23 protein-coding genes are annotated in these 20428 nt (G+C 53.0%); 15 read left to right on the top strand and 8 right to left on the bottom strand.

Translation table 11 applies throughout. The features are described from left to right. Window positions 1–56 precede the first annotated feature (56 nt). Window positions 57–365: a hypothetical protein gene (locus C812_RS11360; RefSeq protein WP_016312802.1), complete on the bottom strand. Its 309-nt coding sequence runs from the start codon at window positions 363–365 to the stop codon at window positions 57–59. Between the two features lie 165 nt (window positions 366–530). Here C812_RS11360 and C812_RS11355 point away from each other — a divergent pair, with 165 nt between their 5' ends. The 4 genes from C812_RS11355 to racE all read left to right on the top strand — a co-directional run bounded on the left by C812_RS11355 (window position 531) and on the right by racE (window position 2818). Beyond that, the gene (locus C812_RS11355) at window positions 531–818 is read left to right on the top strand and encodes a Dabb family protein (RefSeq protein ID WP_016312801.1); all 288 of its coding nucleotides are present in this window, start codon (window positions 531–533) and stop codon (window positions 816–818) included. Between the two features lie 24 nt (window positions 819–842). Beyond that, a complete protein-coding gene (locus C812_RS11350) occupies window positions 843–1262 on the top strand; it encodes a DUF86 domain-containing protein (protein ID WP_016312800.1) in 420 nt (139 codons plus the stop codon). A 118-nt stretch (window positions 1263–1380) separates the two neighbouring features. After that, window positions 1381–1821 carry a YtxH domain-containing protein gene (locus C812_RS11345; protein ID WP_016312799.1) on the top strand — a complete coding sequence of 147 codons (441 nt, stop codon included), beginning with the start codon at window positions 1381–1383 and terminating at the stop codon, window positions 1819–1821. Between the two features lie 178 nt (window positions 1822–1999). Continuing rightward, a complete protein-coding gene (gene racE / locus C812_RS11340) occupies window positions 2000–2818 on the top strand; it encodes a glutamate racemase (protein ID WP_016312798.1) in 819 nt (272 codons plus the stop codon). 94 nt (window positions 2819–2912) lie between these two features. On the opposite strand, the gene C812_RS11335 is transcribed toward racE, so the two are convergent. Beyond that, window positions 2913–3809, bottom strand: coding sequence for a diacylglycerol/lipid kinase family protein (locus C812_RS11335; protein ID WP_016312797.1), 897 nt, complete (start codon window positions 3807–3809; stop codon window positions 2913–2915). 119 nt (window positions 3810–3928) lie between these two features. On the opposite strand from C812_RS11335, the gene C812_RS11330 reads away from it, so the two are divergent. The 4 genes from C812_RS11330 (at window position 3929) to C812_RS11315 (ending at window position 5573) form a co-directional block, all read left to right on the top strand. Beyond that, entirely contained in the window at window positions 3929–4552 is a 624-nt protein-coding gene (locus tag C812_RS11330; RefSeq protein WP_016312796.1) for a TraX family protein, read from the top strand. A 130-nt stretch (window positions 4553–4682) separates the two neighbouring features. Then, complete coding sequence (locus C812_RS11325) at window positions 4683–4928, top strand: hypothetical protein (protein ID WP_016312795.1); 246 nt, start codon at window positions 4683–4685, stop codon at window positions 4926–4928. A 75-nt stretch (window positions 4929–5003) separates the two neighbouring features. Further along, entirely contained in the window at window positions 5004–5306 is a 303-nt protein-coding gene (locus C812_RS11320) for a hypothetical protein (RefSeq protein ID WP_016312794.1), read from the top strand. A gap of 36 nt (window positions 5307–5342) precedes the next feature. Next, a complete protein-coding gene (locus tag C812_RS11315) occupies window positions 5343–5573 on the top strand; it encodes a YuzB family protein (RefSeq protein ID WP_009222730.1) in 231 nt (76 codons plus the stop codon). Between the two features lie 58 nt (window positions 5574–5631). Here C812_RS11315 and C812_RS11310 read toward each other — a convergent pair whose 3' ends face one another. Continuing rightward, window positions 5632–6681 carry an FtsW/RodA/SpoVE family cell cycle protein gene (locus tag C812_RS11310; protein ID WP_016312792.1) on the bottom strand — a complete coding sequence of 350 codons (1050 nt, stop codon included), beginning with the start codon at window positions 6679–6681 and terminating at the stop codon, window positions 5632–5634. A gap of 20 nt (window positions 6682–6701) precedes the next feature. On the opposite strand from C812_RS11310, the gene C812_RS21890 reads away from it, so the two are divergent. Continuing rightward, a complete protein-coding gene (locus tag C812_RS21890) occupies window positions 6702–6875 on the top strand; it encodes an acetylxylan esterase (protein ID WP_084770703.1) in 174 nt (57 codons plus the stop codon). Here C812_RS21890 and C812_RS11305 read toward each other — a convergent pair. After that, window positions 6872–7771: an AraC family transcriptional regulator gene (locus C812_RS11305; protein WP_016312791.1), complete on the bottom strand. Its 900-nt coding sequence runs from the start codon at window positions 7769–7771 to the stop codon at window positions 6872–6874. The two genes, C812_RS21890 and C812_RS11305, sit on opposite strands and share 4 nt — an antisense overlap. A gap of 248 nt (window positions 7772–8019) precedes the next feature. Here C812_RS11305 and C812_RS11300 point away from each other — a divergent pair, with 248 nt between their 5' ends. Then, on the top strand, window positions 8020–9102 hold the full coding sequence (locus tag C812_RS11300) for a glycoside hydrolase family 172 protein (protein ID WP_016312790.1): 1083 nt from the start codon (window positions 8020–8022) through the stop codon (window positions 9100–9102). Between the two features lie 133 nt (window positions 9103–9235). Here the strand turns inward: C812_RS11300 and C812_RS11295 are convergent, their stop codons facing one another. Together C812_RS11295 and C812_RS11290 are read right to left on the bottom strand one after the other, a co-directional pair. Beyond that, a complete protein-coding gene (locus C812_RS11295) occupies window positions 9236–11290 on the bottom strand; it encodes an LTA synthase family protein (RefSeq protein ID WP_016312789.1) in 2055 nt (684 codons plus the stop codon). Between the two features lie 60 nt (window positions 11291–11350). Beyond that, window positions 11351–12496 (bottom strand): THUMP domain-containing class I SAM-dependent RNA methyltransferase, encoded by a 1146-nt coding sequence (locus tag C812_RS11290; protein WP_016312788.1) that lies wholly within the window; start codon window positions 12494–12496, stop codon window positions 11351–11353. A gap of 132 nt (window positions 12497–12628) precedes the next feature. On the opposite strand from C812_RS11290, the gene C812_RS11285 reads away from it, so the two are divergent. The 4 genes from C812_RS11285 to pfkB all read left to right on the top strand — a co-directional run bounded on the left by C812_RS11285 (window position 12629) and on the right by pfkB (window position 16865). Then, complete coding sequence (locus C812_RS11285) at window positions 12629–13258, top strand: O-methyltransferase (protein WP_016312787.1); 630 nt, start codon at window positions 12629–12631, stop codon at window positions 13256–13258. A gap of 375 nt (window positions 13259–13633) precedes the next feature. Continuing rightward, the gene (locus C812_RS11280) at window positions 13634–14983 is read left to right on the top strand and encodes a lytic polysaccharide monooxygenase (RefSeq protein WP_016312786.1); all 1350 of its coding nucleotides are present in this window, start codon (window positions 13634–13636) and stop codon (window positions 14981–14983) included. 208 nt (window positions 14984–15191) lie between these two features. Beyond that, the gene (locus C812_RS11275) at window positions 15192–15941 is read left to right on the top strand and encodes a DeoR/GlpR family DNA-binding transcription regulator (RefSeq protein WP_016312785.1); all 750 of its coding nucleotides are present in this window, start codon (window positions 15192–15194) and stop codon (window positions 15939–15941) included. Between the two features lie 6 nt (window positions 15942–15947). Next, complete coding sequence (gene pfkB / locus C812_RS11270) at window positions 15948–16865, top strand: 1-phosphofructokinase (RefSeq protein WP_036625352.1); 918 nt, start codon at window positions 15948–15950, stop codon at window positions 16863–16865. A gap of 60 nt (window positions 16866–16925) precedes the next feature. Here pfkB and C812_RS11265 read toward each other — a convergent pair whose 3' ends face one another. After that, window positions 16926–17627, bottom strand: a complete 702-nt coding sequence (locus C812_RS11265) for a cupin domain-containing protein (RefSeq protein WP_036625108.1) — start codon at window positions 17625–17627, stop codon at window positions 16926–16928. A gap of 177 nt (window positions 17628–17804) precedes the next feature. Here C812_RS11265 and C812_RS11260 point away from each other — a divergent pair, with 177 nt between their 5' ends. Further along, window positions 17805–18026, top strand: coding sequence for a DUF2905 domain-containing protein (locus C812_RS11260; RefSeq protein ID WP_016312782.1), 222 nt, complete (start codon window positions 17805–17807; stop codon window positions 18024–18026). Between the two features lie 307 nt (window positions 18027–18333). Here C812_RS11260 and shc read toward each other — a convergent pair whose 3' ends face one another. Then, window positions 18334–20262: a squalene--hopene cyclase gene (gene shc, locus C812_RS11255; protein WP_016312781.1), complete on the bottom strand. Its 1929-nt coding sequence runs from the start codon at window positions 20260–20262 to the stop codon at window positions 18334–18336. Window positions 20263–20428: the final 166 nt, after the last annotated feature.

The following is a 20428-nucleotide window of genomic DNA, read 5'->3' as shown; positions in this document are numbered from 1 at the left end:
TCCCATCCGGCCATCTCGGTTGCCGAATGGGAGGATCCCCGCCAGTTTCACACGGTCTACAATTTGATGGTCGTGATTCTAGCGGCTGGGACGATCACCTGCCGTCCTGATTCATCGACCATCTCCAGAGCATCAGGATGCACAGCGATCAATGTGCCATGGATGACGGAGCCCGTCGTCTCAATGATGATACTGAGACCGATCGAGGCTTCAATTTGCTGCCGGGTCGCGGAATCCGGGAAGGAGGCGGCATCAAGTGCATGCTCCAGATGCTCCACTCGGCTGGCTAGCAGCTCAAGTTCTGCTTGCAGCAGGCGAATTCGCCTTCGCAACGGTTCGTTTAGCAGAAAGCGCAGGAGGGTCATTGCGATTCACCTCTTTTCCCTCTAAATCTCGTCTCTAGTAAATGAGACAATATATCATATGAAACTAGATTGATAGAGTTTCGGGAGTGCCTTACTTTCCGGCAGATACCCTTTATGTTATGCTGAAATGAGATACGGAATCGTTAAGAAGGAGAAGGGTGAATTATGATCAAGCATATCGTATTGTTTAAATTGAAGGATGCATCTCCGGAAAATGTGGCACGTACGGTTGAGATACTGCGCGGCATGCAGGGTAAAGTAGAGCAGCTCAGAAGCCTTGAGGTGGGCACCGACGTGATCCGTTCCCCTCGTTCCTATGACATTGCGCTCATTGCTACCTTTGATTCGCTTGCGGATTTGGAAGGATATCAAGTTCATCCGGAGCACAAGAAAGTAATCGAGCATATGAGCGAAGTACGCGAGAGTCAGGTCGCAGTCGATTTCGAATTTTAGACTGGACCAAAGGAGGGAATCCCCTTGTATTATGTAAACCGGGAACAAATCGAACGCAGGCTGGACATGCTGCCAGAATTGCTGCAGGCCCTTCGTGAAGCGGCGGAGGCCAACTCCTCCCTGCTGGGGCGTTATGCAGAGGAACGAGCATTGCATCTGGCGCTGGAAATCGTAACGGACGTCGGCAGCTATTTAATCGACGGGTTTATTATGCGTGACGCCAGCAGCTATGAGGACATTGTAGATATCCTCTTGGATGAAACGGTCATCGATGCGAAACTGCACGTTACGCTCATCGAACTGGTTCGACTGCGGAAACCGTTAGTTCAGGAATATTTTGCTTGGGATCGCCAGGAGGTCGAAGGGCTAAGGGGGCGGTTGCCCGAGGCTTTGCAGGATTTTTCGGCCAATGTGCTGAAGTACCTGGAACAGGAAGGCGTCTAATCTCAGACAGACAAGCCCAATTTTTTTCCTTACAAGTGTGACCGGACAGACCCTTGCTGCTTATAATACATTATCGATATGGGCATTCGCGGAGAAAGCCAAAAAGGAGAGATGAGTCGTGAGCAAAGGAAACAAAGGTTGGATATGGGGGGCCGCCATCGGCACGGTTGCCGGTGCGGTAACGGCGTTGTTATTTGCCCCCAAAGCCGGGAAAGAGCTGCGTAAGGATATTGCCAACGGGGCTCGTCAAGTCGGAGAGAAGACGCAAGAGGTTGCCGGAAAAGTATCGGAGCAAAGTACCGTTCTTGTCGGCAAGGTGAAGGAAGCCGCTGAAGTGTTGATCAGTGAAATCCAAAGCCGTCGTTCCGACAAGATCACCGATGAAGAAGAGGTCATTGCTCAAGTCTCCGAATTTGCAGATGAAGAAGAGGAGACGGTGACCGAAGAAGAGACAGTGGCCCTTGGCGTCGTAACGGAAGAAGAAACGACGGAAGCCGTTGAAGCGACTACTGCAGCTGTGGAAGCAGCGGCAACTTCCGACAAAGAGGAAGGCCAATAATTCGAACGGCTGTCCACAGTGATCGCCCGAAAAAGACCCGCTCCCGGGTCTTTTTCCCGTTTTCTCCGCCCTTGCGGGTTTTCTTGCACTACAAATTGAGTTAAGATTTAGGTACCCTCTGTGGTGCGAAGTCATAAAGTAATGAGAAGGATTTTACACTAAACATAAAGGAAGCGGTATGTTCGTGCAGCAAGCCATCGCCATATTAGACTCGGGAGTGGGAGGCCTCACCGTCTGCAAGGAAGTGATGAGGCAGCTTCCCAGAGAGAAAATCATTTACTTCGGCGATACGGCCCGGGCTCCTTATGGCCCAAGGTCGCCCGAGGAAGTCCGCTTGTTTACCGAGCAAATCGTCGATTATTTAATCCAGTTCCATCCGAAAATGATTGTGATTGCCTGCAACACCGCCACAGCGGCTGCACTCGATTTCATCAAGGCCAAGGTGGATATCCCTGTCATTGGCGTCATTCATCCGGGTGCCCGCGCAGCAATCAGCGCGACCAAGACCGGAAAGATTGGCGTCATCGGGACGGTAGGCACGATTCGTAGCGGGGCCTATACGGTAGCGCTACGTGAGTTAAATCCGCAAATCGAAATCGTTAGCGAAGCTTGTCCTGAATTTGTTCCGTTAGTAGAGCATGGGTTGTATGAAACGAAGGAAGCGCTGCATGTGGTGGAGCGATCTCTTCGGGAGATGAAGAAGCAGCCGATGGACTGCTTAATTCTAGGCTGTACTCATTATCCGTTCTTGAAAGACCCCATTCAACGTGTCATGGGGCCAAATGTGAAGTTAATTAGTTCTGCGGATGAAACTGCCCGCGAAATCAGCACGATTCTACATCAACGGGGATGTTTGGCTCGCGGTAACGGTACTCCCGTGCATCAGTTCTTCTGCAGCGGGGAAGCCGATATGTTCCGCAAGATCGCCAGACAGTGGTTGGGTGAGCAAGTCGAGCTGAGTCCCATCGTTTGGCAGGTATCCAGTCCTGTGGTGTAACAATCAAAAAAACCTTTGGGGGAGCTTAACAACCCGCCCAAAGGTTTTTTTGAACCACGTCATAGAAACTGTCGCGCAGCACATGTGTCTTTCGTTACGGACGAATGATTCGAATAGAGCCGGGTTCCAAGGTAGCGCGAAGCGGCGTAGTAGCCACGTGCTCTCCGTCACCTAAAGCAAGACGCGGCAGAGAGCTGGAAATCGTAATGTTTTGGCCCTTCAGCATCGTGACGAAGGAGAGCTTTGTATGACCTCCAAACAAGACGGTAGGAAACAACAGGAGCAGCTTCAGCTTGGAGCAATCGTGCACGACGCACAGGTCGAGCACCCCGTCGTCCGGCTTGGCGTCCGGACAGATGGTCATGCCTCCCCCATAACTGGAAACATTATTAATCGCCGTCAGCCAGGCGGACTCGAAATGGTAAGTGGTTCCGTCGCAGTCGAGCGTTAACGGTCCGGGACGATAGGTAAGAAGGGTATGAAAAATACCGATGATATAAGCTAACCTGCCTAGTCCCAACGCATTGCATATTTTTTTGTAGCGGCTGTCATTGACATTGCTGGCAACTTGAGCGTCAAAGCCGACCGCCAGTGCAGTCAGCGTGCGATCTCCATCGATGGAGATAAGATCAGCTGCCGTTGACCGGCCGCTCAGCAATACCTTCAGCGCGCCGCCAACCCGGCGCGGGATGCCGAATCCGCGGGCAGTGTCATTGCCTGATCCGGCGGAGAAGACCGCCAGCGGCACGCCGGACTGGTGCATCGCAGGCAGCAGGCTATGGATGGTGCCGTCGCCTCCGATCACGCCCACCGCGCGCCAAGACACTTCCCCGGTTAGCTTGCCCTGAAGGAATGTATGCGCTTGCTCGGCGCTGGTGGTGTAGACGTGCTCGTAAGGAATACCAAGCCGTTGCAGCTTTTTGCTGATTTTATTCCAAATCCGGCGACCTTCGCCGTTACCCGCATTTGGATTGACGATAAACAAGTACATGATGACTCCCCTATCTATGATGGCAACGCCAATTTGGCTTATTTTCAGTCTACTGAAGATTAGAAAAAATGAAAATCAAAATTTTTAAACCCCGTTGATCAACGAAAGGAGTGTAGGCCGTGCAATTGATCGCCATGATCACCATGCTGATCGACCATGTTGGGCTGCTGTTTTTTCCCGGAGATGTTCTCTGGCGGATAATCGGACGAATTGCTTTCCCGATCTATGCCTACGCACTGGTCCAGGGTTATCAGCACACCTCCAATTACCGGAAGTACGCATCACGGTTGCTACTGATCGCTGTGCTATCACAAATTCCTTACCAGTTGGCTTTCGATACGAACGGTTTAAACGTCGTGGCGACCTTATTCGTATCTTTACTGGTGCTACGCATGCTGGATTCGTCGAAGCCGGGGCCGCTGTCCGCGATCATTATCGCTGTTGTCTGCGTGATTATGGAGGTGCTTCCGTTTGATTATGGTGCTTACGGTCTGCTGCTGGTGTTGATCTTCAAATTTGCCAGCCAAGGAAAAGCGGTAGTGATGCACTTGCTCCTGAACATGGTCTATCTGTTCGCTTACGGCTGGGTGATTCAACTGGCCAGCATCCTGCCGACGCTGGTAATTGCCTACGGGCCGGAGCTGTGGCGAAAGCTGGAAGCCTGGCGCCTTCCCCGCTGGGTGTGGAGAGCTTTTTATCCTGCGCATTTAGTGGTGCTGGCGATCTTGGTGTACTTTTTGTAGAGAGAGTGGAACAAAGATGATGATGGAAAATCCGGGGAGGGTCCCGGATTTTTTGCTTGAGCCATGAACCGTGGTACAATAGGGTATCCTAAGTAGCAGCTGTACTTACAACGAAACGGGAGGGATAGAGATGAAATGGAAAAACTGGTGGTCGCTTCGTCGGTGGTCCCATATTTTTCGCCGAACTCTCCCGCTGCTCACTTCGGGCAACATCCCGCTCACGGATAAGCTGCTGTTGGTTGTACCGGCGCTTGCATATTGGGTTCTGCCGGATGTGCTGCCGTTGATTCCGATCGACGACATGGCGGTAACGATGCTGCTTATGGATTGGTTTGTGACCCGAGCGGAGCGGAAATATCCGGATGCTTCACCTTGAGCCTTGCTTGTTGCGCTCTGTTTCTTTACAATAGGAATGTTAAGGGAAGCCATTTTGTGCGATAGGAGAGATCATATGAGAGTCAAAATTACCCGCAATGCGGCGAAAGTGATACAGAAAGAACTGGCCAAGGAAGAAAATCAAGGGCTGACGCTGAAGGTATTCATTACCCATTCCCATGGCGACCATGCTCACTATGGCCTGGATTTGGTCAAGCCTAGCGAGAACGACCAAATCGTCAAAACTGACAAGGACATCGATGTCATTGTGGGTGGCGATGATCCGTTCCTGGATGGCGTGAAGATCGATTATTTGTATTTCCCAGAGGAAGGCTTCGTGATTACCAACCCTTCCAAAGGCAATCATGGGGATCACTAAGCTAAGTTTTAGCTAACGATAAAGAAGGGACTTGGCATGGCTAACGATATTCGGATTTGCGATAAATGCAATCATATCCGCATGAAGACGTTTGTACCGAAGCTGCAAAAGCTCGCGCCGGACGCCGAGATCAAAATCGGCTGCAAATCGTATTGCGGTCCGTGCGGCAAAAGAGCGTTCGTATATATCAACGGCAGATACGTCAGCGCACCGACGGAGGACGAGGTGCTGGCGAAGGCTGCGCCTTTTGTGAAGAAACCGAAGTGAGAGGATTAGAAATGAGAGACCGTCGGAGCTGGAACTCCGGCGGTTTTTTTAAATGTTATCAATTGTTTGGGATTCCGCCCTTTAAAGAAATCATGTCTTTCCTGCGATAGACACTGTAGATGAGGCCGATGGCGGCTAACTGAACCAACATCTGGTCCATACCGTAACTGAGAAAAGGAAACGGAACAGCGGAGAGGGGGAGGAACCCCAGCGACATTCCCATGCTCCAGAGGAATTGAATCACTAATAATGCTCCGATGCCGGAAATAAGCATCTTCCCATAAGGATCTTTGACCGATTTAAACATTCTGGTGAGCTGAAGGATAAAGAACAAGATGAGTAGAGTGATAATGATTCCGAAAGTCCAACCCATACTGTAGATAAGATAAGTAAAAATATGATCCGAGTGGATGTAGGGGAGAGTTTTCATCGGCGAGCCAAAGCCATGTCCATTCCACCCCGCCGACCGGACGGCTTCATCGATTTGTCGATAAAGGTAGCCAGCTCCATTGGGATCTCGTTGACGTAGTAAAAATCCGAGCAACCGATCTTGAACGCGTTCGCTTAGCAGCAGCGGCAAGAGGAAGGCCGCTGCGACAAATGCCAGGTATGCAGCCGCCCATGGACGTGCATATCTGGAGATGGTTAGCAAAAAAGCGAACGTGGCTGCATATAGCAAAAGGCTAACAGACGACGGGATGTAAGCAAACAGCAGTACGGGGAGGACGCCGAGGAGAAGGAGTTTCCCTAAGCTTTTCCCGTATCCCTCATTTTCTTCGGCCCTGGACAGCAGCCCGGCTGCCGCTACGATAAAGAGATAAGGGCAGAGTGCCGTCACACTGATTCCCCCGAAAATATAACTCCGAGCGCCATTGATCTGCGAGCCCCAAAACTGAGCAGCCAAAATAAGAGCGGTTGACAATCCGAAGATCATCCATGAATAGCGATATAACCGTTGATGATGAACTCGGCTGATGAAGAACATCACTACCAATCCGCTCGCCATGTAGATCGCTTGTCTGACAAACAAACCATCCTGGTATCCGAGTTGAACAGCATACATCGCTAGCAGAGCTAGGGTCAGCATGAGTCCCAAGAACCCTAACATCAACCGGCTCCGTCTCGGAAATCGCTGAATTTGTCGCCCGTAACCCGGGATCGTTGGAGCAAGTCCTAACGACATTGAGTTATTTTGACAATCTGAACTTGGCCGAGAAAATCAACATCCCGGTGTTATACTCTGCAGGTTTTAAAGATCTGATCTGCTGGCCGGAAACGATCGCAGCGGCTTCATCCGCCTAGCTCGATTTCGAATGCGTGCGCATGAACTGGCGAGGGGACATGCCTTCAACCTGCTTAAACGCTTTACTGAAGGAGTATATGTTGCTGTAGCCGACTTTCTCAGCGATGGTGGATAAGGACAAGCGTTGAAAGATCATCAGTTCTTTGGCTTTCTCCATCCGGTAGCGGATTTGAAACTGATGAGGGGTCAGGTCGAACGTTTGCTTGAAAATACGGGAGAAATGGAACACGCTGAGGCAAGCGAGCTTCGATAACGTCTTCAGCGGGACCGTTTCGTTGTAATGCTCCATGATGTAGGTGACCGCCAGCTCCATGGCACGTTGATGCATGACCAGATGCGCGTTGTTGTTCGCCCTCAGCCCTTTTTGCAGCAAATAAAGGATGCGGAGCACCAGCGCTTTCTGGATCAACGGGTAGTCGGCATCACGCCGCTCGTAGGCATGAATGATTTGCATCAGCGTCTTGTGTACCTCGGCATGGTTGCCGATCCGCAGGACGTTGGGAAACCCGAAAGCCTGCCCCAGTATGTCAGGCCGAAGCCAAGCCAGCTCTTCCTCCGTGCATTCGCTGCGATTTTTGAAATTGATTGGTACCTCCTCAAAATCCTCATGATACAGCACATCAAAATGAATGTGCGGCATCCAACATTCTCCCCGCGAGTCTATGAACTCATGTTCCACCCCCGGTTTGAACAGTAAAATATCTCCGGGCACCGCAACAAACGTATCGTTCTCCACACGAATGGTGAGTTCCCCTTTTTCCATATACAACAGTTCATAGTCAAAAATGATGCGAGGCGCCAGCTTCATCGTGTCCACCCGGTGGTTCCAGGCTCTTCGAACGTTGGGTGACAGGCGATGTATCAGGTTCGAGGGAGTCAAAGTCGGATTGTCCATCGGTACCTCCTGTGTAGACAATAGCAAGAATGGATAACAAATCACAAATCCCAACATGGAAACCGGGAGATAGGATCATGTAAAATTTGATATGAAATCGCTTACATCATAACATGATCTGATTCGAACCGAAAGGGGCTGCAGATGGTGGAAGCGAAGGAACAGCCTGAGGCCGGATAAGGCTAGGGACTGAGTCACGAAGCGTACGTAGAGATATGTTCCATCAATAATGAAGGGGAGGGACGACGATGAACCCATTTAACGGACTAGATCTAGGATTAGGCAACTTGTACCGGTTGTCGCCGGCGAAGACAAGATCAATCAGTGCGGAGAATTTTACCGGCGCTAAAGGGCAAGGCGGCATGGCGACAGAAGGAACCGGGGCGGAGTGCGCCCGTGATCTTGGGCAAGGCTGGAAGGTCTCCCCGTCGGTAAATATCGCGGCAGGCCAGACCTTTACGGTGGCGGAGATCGACGGGCCGGGTGCGATTCAGCATATTTGGCTGACCTGTTTTCCAGAAAGCTGGCGTCATATGATCTTGCGGATGTACTGGGACGATGAGGACACCCCAAGCGTGGAGACACCGCTGGGCGACTTCTTCTGCAACGGCTGGTGCGAGCGCAGCAACGTCAGTTCGCTGCCGATCGCGGTGAATCCGGCCGGCGGGATGAACAGTTACTGGGTGATGCCGTTCCGCAAGAAGGCCAAAATCACCATCGAAAACCGGATGGATTCGGCGGTTGTCTTGTATTACCAAATCGACTACACCTTAACCGAGGTACCGGACGATGCTGCGTATTTTCACGCCCAATGGAGAAGAAGCAACCCGGTTTGCTACAAGGACGTGCATGTGCTGTTAGACGGCGTATGCGGCAAAGGGCATTACGTCGGTACATATCTGGCGTGGCAGGTGAACAATAATGGCTGGTGGGGGGAAGGCGAGATCAAGTTCTACATGGATGGAGATCAGGATTTCCCGACCATTTGCGGCACTGGCACGGAGGACTATTTCGGCGGGGCATGGAACTTCGAGCAACCCAAAGGAGAATATGGCTCCTACTCCACGCCATACTTAGGGCTTCATCAGATCATTAAGCCCGACGGCCTGTACCGAAGCCAGCAGCGCTTTGGCATGTACCGCTGGCATGTCATGGACCCGATCCGCTTCGAAGCGGATTTGCGGGTGACGATTCAGGCGCTGGGCTGGCGCTCCGGCGGCCGCTATTTACCGCTGCAAGACGACATCGCCTCCGTCAGCTACTGGTATCAATCCGAGCCGCATGCCGCTTACCCGCAGCTGCCGGATAACGATGGGCTGGAAGTCATCTAACCAGCCAAAGGAGGGGATGACATGCAAAGCAGCATTTCGCCTGGCCCAGACTGACAGATGACGTGCGGGACTGACGGTTCAAGCCGATCGGATGCATCGGCCGCGAATCCAGTGTCTCCCCCCATCTTGCTCGTTAGTTCTCCTTGCGGAACTCCGCAATCAAATCGGAAGTGATGATTTCGTCTGAGAAGCGCAGGCGTTTCATCGCTTCTTCGTGCTTCGCGCGGCATGCCTCGATCTCGGTAATCTTCCGATTGGTCAAGTCGTGGCAGCTGCCGTTCGTAAACAAGTTATCGTCGGATGGAATATAGTAGCGCTCGCCGTCTGTATACGCGCCGGAGCGCAGCACGACCAACCGATCCCTTGCACGTTCACTTCCCAGATCGGCAAATAGATTATTCCCCATCATGTAGTAGGAATCTGAGGAAAAACCTAACAGATGCAGCAACGACGGCGTGAGGTCAAGCTGACCAGCAGGCTCCTCGTAGACACCGGCATGTTGACCATCCGGCAGATGGATAAGCAGCGGCACCTGATTCATGATCTGGTGCACATCAAGCTCGCTCAGCGATTTGCCGAAAAACTGCTCATACACCGCTTTGTCGGTGATCGAGTTGTCGTGATCCCCATAGAAGGCCAAAATCGTATGATCCCACAATCCTTCCTGCTTTAAGCCCTCCACGAACTCTCCAAGCGCGGCATCCACGTAATGCACGGCCTGCAAATAATCGCCGAATATCGTGCCCTTGAATTCGCCGGTATCCAGTTCCTGCAATCCAGCCGGCAGCGTATAAGGATGATGACTCGATAAGGTGATCATAAACGAATAAAAGGGCTGTTTCTCCTGAGCCATGATCGTGAGCGACTGCCGGAAGAAGGATTTATCTCCCAGCGACCAGCCCAGAGGCTCGTCCAGCTGGAAGTCTTTTTTGCTGTAAAACCGGTCGTAGCCCATCGCTTGATACATATTGTTCCTGTTCCAGAAGCTGCCCTCGTACGCGTGAAAAGCATCGGCAGTATAGCTGGCTTCTGTCTTCAGAATCTGCGGCAGCACGTCAAACGTATGGTTCGGATAACGGACAGCGACCGAGCCTGTGGGCAACGGATGCAAGGAACTGTTGGAGGAGAAGTCCGCATCCGAGGTGCGCCCTTGACCGGTTTGATGATAGAAGTTCGAGAAATAGAGACTCTCACCCATCAACTTGTTGAAATTCGGCGTGATTTCTTGGCCGCTTATGGTTTTGCCGATCATGAAATTCATAAAGGCTTCGGCCTGAATGACGATCACATTGCTGCCAGCATACTTCCCAAACAGGGCATTGTCCGCATGGCGGCGCTGGCTAGCTTCGATGAACCACTGGCGGATCTCTTTCTGCTCCTCGGCGCTGACCGTTTGGCCGCCTCCGAGATGCTCCTTGAGGTAACGGCTTGCATCATAGTAATGGAAGCCTAGCAAGCCGGTCACGTTGTATAAGGAGACGTTCCACCAGTTGTTTTCGAACAACCCGACTGCCCAGGTTTGGGTATAAAAGCGAATGGGCCCCAGCGTAAGCACAAAGCCAAGTACAAAGACGCCGATCCCCGTATATAGGCGGCGGAATCTGCGCCAGCCGAGCGTACGGCGGGAGGTGCCGCTAAAGGAAATGGGCGAGAAGGAGCCGCCCCCCATGTTGCTGTAGCTGCCGGTGCCGCGGAGCCAACCCGAAGGATGGCGGTTACCGCCTCCGTGTCTTATGCGGCGCACAGCCATAAACACCGCCCAAACCGCCCAATCGGCGATCAGCCACAGATCGGCAACGCGGATCAGCTCGCGGATGCTCCCGCCCAGATCCCCAACTTGTCCAGCTTGCAGCAGGACGGGCACAGTGAGAAAATCGCCAAAATAGCGGTAATAGACCAAATCGGCGAAGATGAGTACGGTGAGCAGCACGTTTAGCACTCCCAAGGCGATACTTCTTCCCTGTGGGGGCAGCCATAACGTCCAGAACGAAGCCAGCAGAATGGAACCGATGGCGATCAGATCGTCCAGCAGGTTCATGTCGATGTAACGGGCATGCAGATTATTATGCAAAATGACCAGTTTCATAAAAATCGCGGCCACAAAAAAGAAATAAACAAAATGGCGGTACTGCAGCCGAAGGCGGAATCGATTGCCGAAACCACCGCGATGAGATGTCAAACGCAGCATGACGACCTATTCGCTCCTTTCCTTGCTAAGGTGTAAAAGGGAGAGACCCTCCCTCTGCACCTAATGGCGCGGAGGAAGGGGCCCGAGATACTGCAAATATTGGCATTCGATACGCCCGTTGAACAGCTTGCGGCGCTTGTCCGCTTTGCGCTGGAAGTCGTGCTCGAACTGCTTGGTTGGTGTCAGTGCGAAAAAAGACCACGTCGGCAGTCCGGCCATCACTCTCCCGAGCTGGGCGATCAGCTTGCGCACTTCCTTCTCTTCCCCAATCCGCTCACCGTATGGCGGGTTGGTGATCATCACGCCGTAATCGCCCTGCGGCTGGACTTTGGCGGCAGGCATGCAGGCGAACCGGATTTCGTTCGCCAGCCCGGCGCTTTTGGCCGCGGCTTTAGCGATTTCGATCGCGGCCGGGTCAATGTCGCTGCCGGCAATGTTCAGCGGTACATCGTCTCGTACCGCGTCAATCGCCTCGTCGCGCGCTTGCTGCCACAGCTCTGGCGGCACAACCGGCCAACGCTCGGCGTTAAACGTGCGCCGCAAGCCCGGCGCAATGTTCCAGCCGATCATCGCTGCCTCGATCGGCAACGTTCCCGAACCGCAGCACGGATCGTAGAACGGACGCACCGGGTTTTGATTCCAGCGGCTGAGCAGAATCATCGCCGCGGCCATCGTCTCCTTGAGCGGTGCTTCGGTCGCGTGCTTGCGGTAGCCGCGCTTATGCAGCGCCGGACCGGTCGTGTCGAGTGTCAGCAGCGCTTTGTCGTTAAGCAGATTCACTTCAATCACGTATCGCGGTCCGGTTTCTTCGAACCACTCGGTGTGATAGGATTGCTTCAGCTTTTCGACAATCGCTTTTTTCACGATCCCCTGACACGCCGGCACACTGCTAAGCTGCGATTTGTGCGAGCGTCCCTCCACCGGAAACTCTCCATTAACCGGGATAAAATCTTGCCAAGGCAGTGCCTTGGTGCCTTCAAACAGCTCGTCAAAGGTGACGGCCGTAAATTCGCCCATTTTGATAAGGACGCGATCCGAGGTTCTTAGCCACAAATTACAGCGGCAAATATCGATGAAATCTCCGGTGAAATTCACCCTGCCGTTCTCCACCGCCGTATCTTCATAACCTAATTCTTTGAGTTCACGCGCCACCACGGCCTCCAGGCCCATCGGGGCGGTGGCGATCAGTTGCAAAGGTCCAGCCATATTTACGTCAATCACTCCAGCTTCGCATAGACTTGTGAGAATAGCGGAAAAACCATACAATTCAGTATAGGCCAATGTCTAACAAGTTACAAACGGTTCTTAAGTATGAACGGATGAAAGGAAGATTATTCGATGCTGACGCCGGAGGAATACGGTGATGAATTATACGCCAAGGATGAAGTGCTGGAACGGGTAACCCAATCCATCGCCAACCATGGGATGCGGGATGTGTCGATTGCGCCGGGATATGGGCGGCTGTTAACGCTGCTCGTCAAGCTGGCCGGAGCCAAATCCGTGTTGGAAATCGGCGCGCTGGGCGGATACAGCGGCATTTGCATGGCGCGGGGATTGCCTGCGGACGGGCGGCTCGTGTCCTTGGAGTTGAAGGAAGAGAACGCCGAACTGGCACGAACCAATTTGCATGAAGCCGGATACGGGCAGATGGTGGAATACATGGTAGGCCCCGCGCTGGACAGCTTGCATATTCTGGAGCAACGGGGGGAGCAGTTTGATTTCTTTTTGATCGATGCGGATAAGGAAAACTACCCGAACTATCTCGAATATGCGATCAAGCTGGCGAAACCGGGAGCGCTGATTGCCGGGGATAATATTCTGCTGCACGGCCGGACGTTAAATCCCGACAAAAATGGACCGTCGGTACAAGCGATGCGCAGATTCAACGAGATGATCGCCACGGACGAGCGTCTGATCAGCACATTGCTGCCGGCATATGACGGGTTGTCGCTGGCGATGGTGAAGTAAGGCTTCCGACAAAAAGAACTATAGGGTAAGACAAGAACCTGCTGTAATGGCGGGTTTTTTAACGCGGCAAGTTACCAAGGATGTACTATATTTTACAAAAAATAAATAATTCTTCACAAAAATGCATCGAATCATGTATAATTTGGACATCAGTAATTTTCCCCAGTATTAGCATCCTCCTCTATTTATGTTAATTCCCTTCATGATCTTATGTGTACGCAGTTATGGTATAAGCTCCTTTGGGAGTTTATATAGACTTCCTTCAGAAAGGGGGGCGTTTAGGGTTCCTGCAGAAGGTTGTAAAAGTTAGAATTTGAAATGCACAGCCAAGGATCAGACATAAGGCACATTTCCAATTTCAAAGGAGGGACAAGCATGACTTCAACACGGCTAGCACAATCGTTAGTTTTGAAGGCGCTTACTTCTTTGTTGGTCATGGTGATTGCTGGAATCGGAATGATCCTGTTATCGGAACAAGCTTCGGCTCACGGCTGGGTGGACGGGCCGGCAAGCCGGGCGATCTTGTGCAAAAATGGCCAGAATACGGACTGCGGTGCGATCGTGTACGAGCCTCAGAGCTTGGAAGCGCCCAAGGGCTTCCCGAATGCCGGACCAGCAGATGGGAAGATCGCGAGTGCTAATGGAGCCTTCCCTAAGCTGGATGAGCAATCGGCCAACCGATGGACCAAAGTGAACTTTTCGGCCGGAACGAACACCTTCACCTGGAAATTTACCGCCCCCCATGCCACGGCAAACTGGAAATATTACATCACGAAGCCGGGCTGGGACCCTAATGCCCCGTTAACGCGCAATTCCTTTGATCTGACACCGTTCTGCACGGTGAACTATGGCGGGGTGCAGCCTCCGTTTACGTACTCGCATACGTGCAACGTCCCGGAGCGGACAGGGTACCATGTGATCCTGGCTGTCTGGGAGATCGCAGATACGGCGAACGCCTTCTACAACGTGATTGACGTCGATTTTGGCGGCGGCAACTCAGGAGACACGACCGCTCCGACGGCACCAACCGGGCTGGCGGCAACGGCCGTTACCTCGAACTCGGTTACGCTTAGCTGGAACGCCTCCAGTGATAACGTTGGCGTCACCGGCTACCGGGTTTATAATGGCAGCAACTTGGTAGGTACGGTGTCGGGATCCACGCTGAGTCATACCGTGACTGGGCTGAATGCGAACACGTCCTATACGTTTACCGTCCGGGCGGTGGATGGAGCGGGCAACAGCTCTTCGCCGAGCAACTCGGTGACCGTGACGACAAGTCCGGCCGTGAACGATACCCAGGCCCCTTCGGCTCCCGGTAACCTGCATGTTATGGGGACACCAACGTCCTCCAGTGTGACGTTAATGTGGAGCCCATCGACTGATAACGTGGGGGTCACAGGCTACCGAATATATCGCGGATCCACCTTATCTGTAACCGTGTCTGGGACGGAGACCAGCTTTACGGTAACCGGACTCAGCGCAGCAACTTCCTATACGTTTACCGTTCGTGCAATTGACGCGGCCGGCAATGAATCAGCAGCCAGCAACACGGTGCAAGTGACGACAGCGTCGGCTCCTGCTGCGCAACCTTGGGCCCCAAATACCGCGTATGCGGTAGGGGAGCTGGTCAGCTACAACGGGGAGATCTACGAATGCCGTCAGGCTCATACTTCCCTGGTCGGTTGGGAGCCGCCGAACGTGCCGGCTTTGTGGCTGCTGAAATAATCTGAAACTCAAATCCCTCGGCTTTATTGCCGGGGGATTTTTTCGCCGAATATTAGTTATCGGGGTTTGAACAGCGTTGGAGGACGAAAACAGCGTTCAAGTCCTGTGATGGTGAATGAAAGGATTTGATTGAAATTGAATGATTATGATAGAATATGATTGTTTTATGCTGAGGATACGAACCGATGGTGGAGTTGGGAGGGGAATGATGTTAACGGAAGAAAGGCATCGCCGGATTATGCGACGGTTGCAGGAGGCAGGTACGCTTAAGCTTCAGGAGCTATGCGTCATGCTTGAAGCGTCCGAATCCACCGTAAGGCGCGATTTGGCGGATTTGGAAGAACAGGGACTGCTTCGCCGGGTACATGGCGGCGCGACGCTCCCGATGATGCCCGGAGGTTTGGAGCCCGGGATGGCGGAGAAGTCTGCCGTCCATCTCCCGCAAAAACAGCAAATTGCTGAAGTTGCGTCGGGCTTGGTTCGCAGCGGGGAGGCGATCTATCTGGACGCGGGTACGACGACCTTGGCCATGATCCCTTATCTGCGCGGGAAATCGATCACCGTCGTGACGAACGGCTTACCGCAAGTGGAGGCGCTGCTTGAGGCAGACATTCCAGTGTACCTGCTTGGAGGTCTGGGCAAAAAACGCACGAAAGCCCTGGTCGGCAACCTAGCGCTGGAGCAGTTAACGCATTTTCGGTTTGACCGGTGTTTCCTTGGGGCGAATGGGGTTCATCCCGAGGCGGGGTATACGACGCCGGATCCAGAGGAAGCCGCATTAAAACGCCGTGCGAATGAGCAGTCCTCGCTCACCTATGTACTTGCCGATTCCAGCAAAATCGGGAATGTTGCTTTTGCCAAGATGTTCGAGCTGGAGCGGGCGGCCCTCATTACAGAGCAGGTTCCGGAACACTGGCGTAAGCCCATCTCGGAAATGACAAACCTAATTGGAGGATAATCCATGATGATTTACACACTTACTTTAAATCCTTCCATTGACTATATCGTGGAGGTTGACCGCCTGCAGCTCGGCGGGCTCAATCGGATGAACCGAGACCTGAAGCTGCCCGGCGGGAAAGGGATTAACGTCTCGCGCATCCTCAAGCGGCTTGGGGCGGATACGACGGCTATGGGGTTCCTTGGCGGCTTCACTGGGGATTTTATTGAAGAAGCTTTGCACAATGAAGGGATTCCTGCTGATTTTGTACGCATTCGCGGCGGAGAGACCCGGATCAATATTAAGCTTAAGCATGGCGAGGAAACGGAAATCAACGGTTCAGGCCCAGTTATCGCGCCGGGAGAAGCCGATGCCTTGGTAGAGAAGCTGTCCATTTTGAAGGAAGGTGATTTGGTCATTTTAGCGGGCAGCTTGCCTTCCTCGCTTCCTGGCGATTATTATGAGCAGTTGATCCGGATGTGCCAGAAGCAGGGAGCCCAGTTCGTCATTGATACCACGGGTGAACCGCTGCGTCGGGCGCTGCCTTACCGCCCGCTGCTTGTGAAGCCCAACCATCATGAGCTGGCTGAGCTGTTTGGCGTCGAGATAGAGACGCGGGAGCAGTTGATCGCATACGGCCGCAAGCTGTTGGAGGAAGGGGCACAGCACGTACTGATTTCGATGGCCGCGGAAGGCGCACTGTTGATCCGCGATAACGAGGTCTACCATGCGAATGTTCCGCCCGGCAAAGTGCGTAACTCCGTGGGTGCTGGCGATTCAATGATCGCCGGATTTACGGGGACGCTCGCCTTAGGAGGAGACTTCATGGAGGCGTTCCGGGCCGGCGTAGCCTCCGGCAGCGCTACCGCTTTCTCCGACGATTTGGCCGAGCGTACGTTGATCGAGGAGCTGCGGGCGAAGGTGAGTATTGAGAAGATTGGATAAGGAAACAAATAGAAGACCCCCAACCGCAGATTGGGGGTCTTGCCATTTATCGAAGTAGATTCATGGTCCGTCGTGATACAAATGCGCCCAGCCGTTACCGATGACTTGCGGCCGGCGAGGATTGCCGTCGCTCTGTTGGTAAGGCCGCAGCCCGTAACCCTGGTTGTAAGGCGGATGATAAGTATGTGGCGTCGAAGTTTGCTGCGCTTGAGCTTGCGGGTTTGGTTGATGACAGCCCAACGGAGGACCGATGATTACCGATTGATTTAGAGGGGCGAACGCAGCTCTTACTTTTTCTACATCCAGACAATAAGTATGGGCGAACGCTTCAGGTGGAGTCAGCCGCAGCATATCGGAGGCGAGAATAAATTCTGGAATCGGTTGATCAAAAATCGCCAGAAACCGCGTCCCATCCATCGTCGCCGTGTCGTAATGCCACCACCCTTGCGGGATACTGGTCGCCCATCCGGGACGGGTGGGGTAATGCTTCAATTCTTTGGTGAATGGATTGATGATTGAGACCACCACTTCACCCGAAAGGCAATACACTAGCTCTGAAGCGTTTTGGTGAATGTGCATTTCGACGACGTTGCCTTTGTCGAGGTAGGTATCAAAAAAAGACATATTCCCCAGCGTGTTTATCTGATGAATGGAAAGCATGTTGATGAAGTTCCGTTGATCTTTGCGGAAGGTCGTGTTCTGGTTAACGTCGTACGTGAACTGTGCGTTGGGTGATGCGAAATCCATATAAGAAACCGCCATGTTGTTCCCTGCCTTTCCTATGTATAGGCACTATTTCTTCTACAGAATATCTATGTTTGAGATCGGGTTGATATGTATGTTTTGGGGAATCTTATAGGAGCCTTCGGGTTTGCTTTTTCGGCAGACGGTTTGTATGATGAGGTCAAAACAGCATTTACATAAAAAGGAGACGGGTTCATGAGTAACGTTCCGAAAATACTGATCGTTACCGGTGCGGTTCTTATCGTGATTGGTTTGCTGTGGATGTTCTTGGGAAAGTTCCTGCAACTGGGGCGGCTTCCGGGGGATATTGCGGTTGAACGGGGCAATTTTCGGTTCTACTTCCCGATCGTGACGTGTATCGTGCTCAGCGTTGTGTTCTCTTTAATCATGGCTGTAATTCGGTGGTTTATGAAGTGACGCCTAGGGTCTCGCTGGTCAAGAGCTGGCTGCTCGCCGCTCTGTCTGCCCCTACCGCCGTCAAAAGACTGCAAAAGTGTAGTTTTTTTCGGCCAAGTCGCCGAAGTAGAGGAAAAACCTGCAAAAGTGCAGGTTTTTTTGCTTGAAACAGTTGATTTGAGTTAAATCGCAAAAAATAACTGTATTTTCGCAGTTTTTCTTCGGCTGCAACGAATGAGGCGCGTTACTGGTAGCTGTTCTTCGTCTTAACGTCATTATACCTGGCAGAAGGGATCTTTGAACACTACTCAAGGGACAGTTCCATGAGCTAATGCGCACCGTCTCCATATTTGTTGACGTAATGCGATAAGGCCAAGAGCGGCCAGATATATCGATAGCTGTGATAATGCACGTAAAAATAACCCGGCAGCCCGGCTCCCGTTGGATACGTGGAGGGCCAATCCTCCTCATGCAACATCGCGATCAGCCGGGCAACGCCCCGTTCGATCTCGGGCGTTGGCTGATCATGGACGGCGATCAATGCATCAAGCGCCCAGGCGGTTTGGGACGGTGTGCTGGCCTGAAGCGGGACGTACCGCCTCACCTGATCGCTGCGGCATGATTCGCCCCAGCCGCCGTCCGGGTTTTGGATGCGCCTCAGCCAATCCGCCGCCTTCGCGATCCCCGGATGATCGGCGGGCATGCCCACGGCCATCAGCCCGGTGAGCGCCGCCCAGGTCCCATAGATGTAGCATATCCCCCAGCGGCCATACCAAGAGCCGTCTCCCTCCTGATGGCTCAGCAACCAATCCGCTCCGCGGGCCACCCAATCCTGCCGAACGCTCAGCTTGGCGAAGTTGCCCAAAAACTCCAGCGTCCTTCCGGTCAAATCCGCTTCAGAAGGATCGATGGCTGCGGACTTCGCTCCTTCAATCGCCAGCCAGGTGAGCATCTCTTTGTTAGTGTTCTTTTCAAAGGCTGGCCAGCCGCCGTCGTTATTTTGCATCGACCAGACCCAGTTAAGCCCGCGGTTCCATGATTCTAATACCTCACAATCGTCGGCATGAAAGGCGGACAAGGCGCGGAGGGCGGCGGTGGTGTCGTCGACGTCAGGGACGAACGTATTCGTCTCGGAGAACCCCCAGCCTCCGGGGACGATACCTGAATTATGAATCTGCCAATCGCCGGGGCGGTGATGCTGGCGCTCCCGCAGGTAATCGGCGGCTCGTTGTATGGCCGGATGTATAGGTGAAACCCCTGCTTCTTGCAAAGCATAGGAAATCAACGCGGTATCCCATACGGTGGAGGGAGAGTTCTGGATCGTGACATAGCGTGTTCCCCCTTGGCCACCGCGGTCCACCGCAAACTTCATCTGAGATAATCCTTCCACCGCACGCTGGATCACCGGATGCTGCGGCTCGTATCCCAGCGCCAGCAAAGCGAACACCATCAGCACCGTACAACTCGCGTACGTGTACAGCGTCCCATCGCTTTCAATTCGATCCAGCATATATTGCTCAGCCCGGTTAACGGCGGCATGTCGGATACGTTGCGGCGTACCTACCAAATGCGCCAAGGCCGATTGGATGAGCTTCAGCGGTTCCCGGCTTTCTGGAGTAAGCGTGAGCGGGTCTTGCTCTTCGCTGCGCGCGTCGATAAACAGCTCGCTTAAATCCGGCGTTCGCTTTGACCGGGCGCGAAAATTCCGATCGGCCATGATCAGAAGCGGTACGAGATGCACCCGCGAATATCCGGAGAAATCATAAAAGTTCAGAGGTAACGCTTCGGGTAGCAGCAGAAGTTCGATGGGGATGAGCGATAAGGAGGTCGGCCAATCTCTCTGTCCGGTGGCGGCCAGAATGGCTTTGGTGAGCAGGCTTCGGACGTGCCCAATGCCGCCCCGGTCCAGGATATAACGTTTCGCCCGTTGAATCGGTTCATCTTCCGGCTTGCTGTACCCGGAGTACAGCAAAGCGTAATAAGCCTCAGCCGTAGCGGACAAGTGGCCTTCCTTGTCGTCATGGTACCAACGCCAGCAGCCCTCTGGTTCCTGGGCCGCAAGGATGCGATCGTGCAGCTGTCGGATCAAATCTTCTTTGTCAATGTTTAACGTACGAAAAAGAATGATTGTGCAAGCGTCAATCGAGATGCCGTTTTCGAAGCAAAAGCGCCACGTGCCGTCCAACTCCTGCCGCTCTATCAGTTCCTCGGTTAATCGTTGGATTTCTCCCCGGATCTCGCCCATGTACTGTGCCATCCTTGCTCCCTCCCTCGACCTGTCACCTCATTATATGAGCGGGCAAGGGTGGGCATGATGCATTCATGAGCAGCCGTTCCTCGATGGACCCGGACGATCCGCGCCTCAATGGCGACAAGCGAGCTTGGTTCTTCGAACAGACAAGATCACGAAATGGTGTAAAGTC

This window comes from Paenibacillus barengoltzii G22, from assembly GCF_000403375.2.
In the GTDB taxonomy this organism is placed as follows: Bacteria; Bacillota; Bacilli; order Paenibacillales; family Paenibacillaceae; genus Fontibacillus; species Fontibacillus barengoltzii.
Note: the sequence above shows the minus strand (reverse complement) of the source record. Positions and strands in the feature narration are given on the sequence as shown.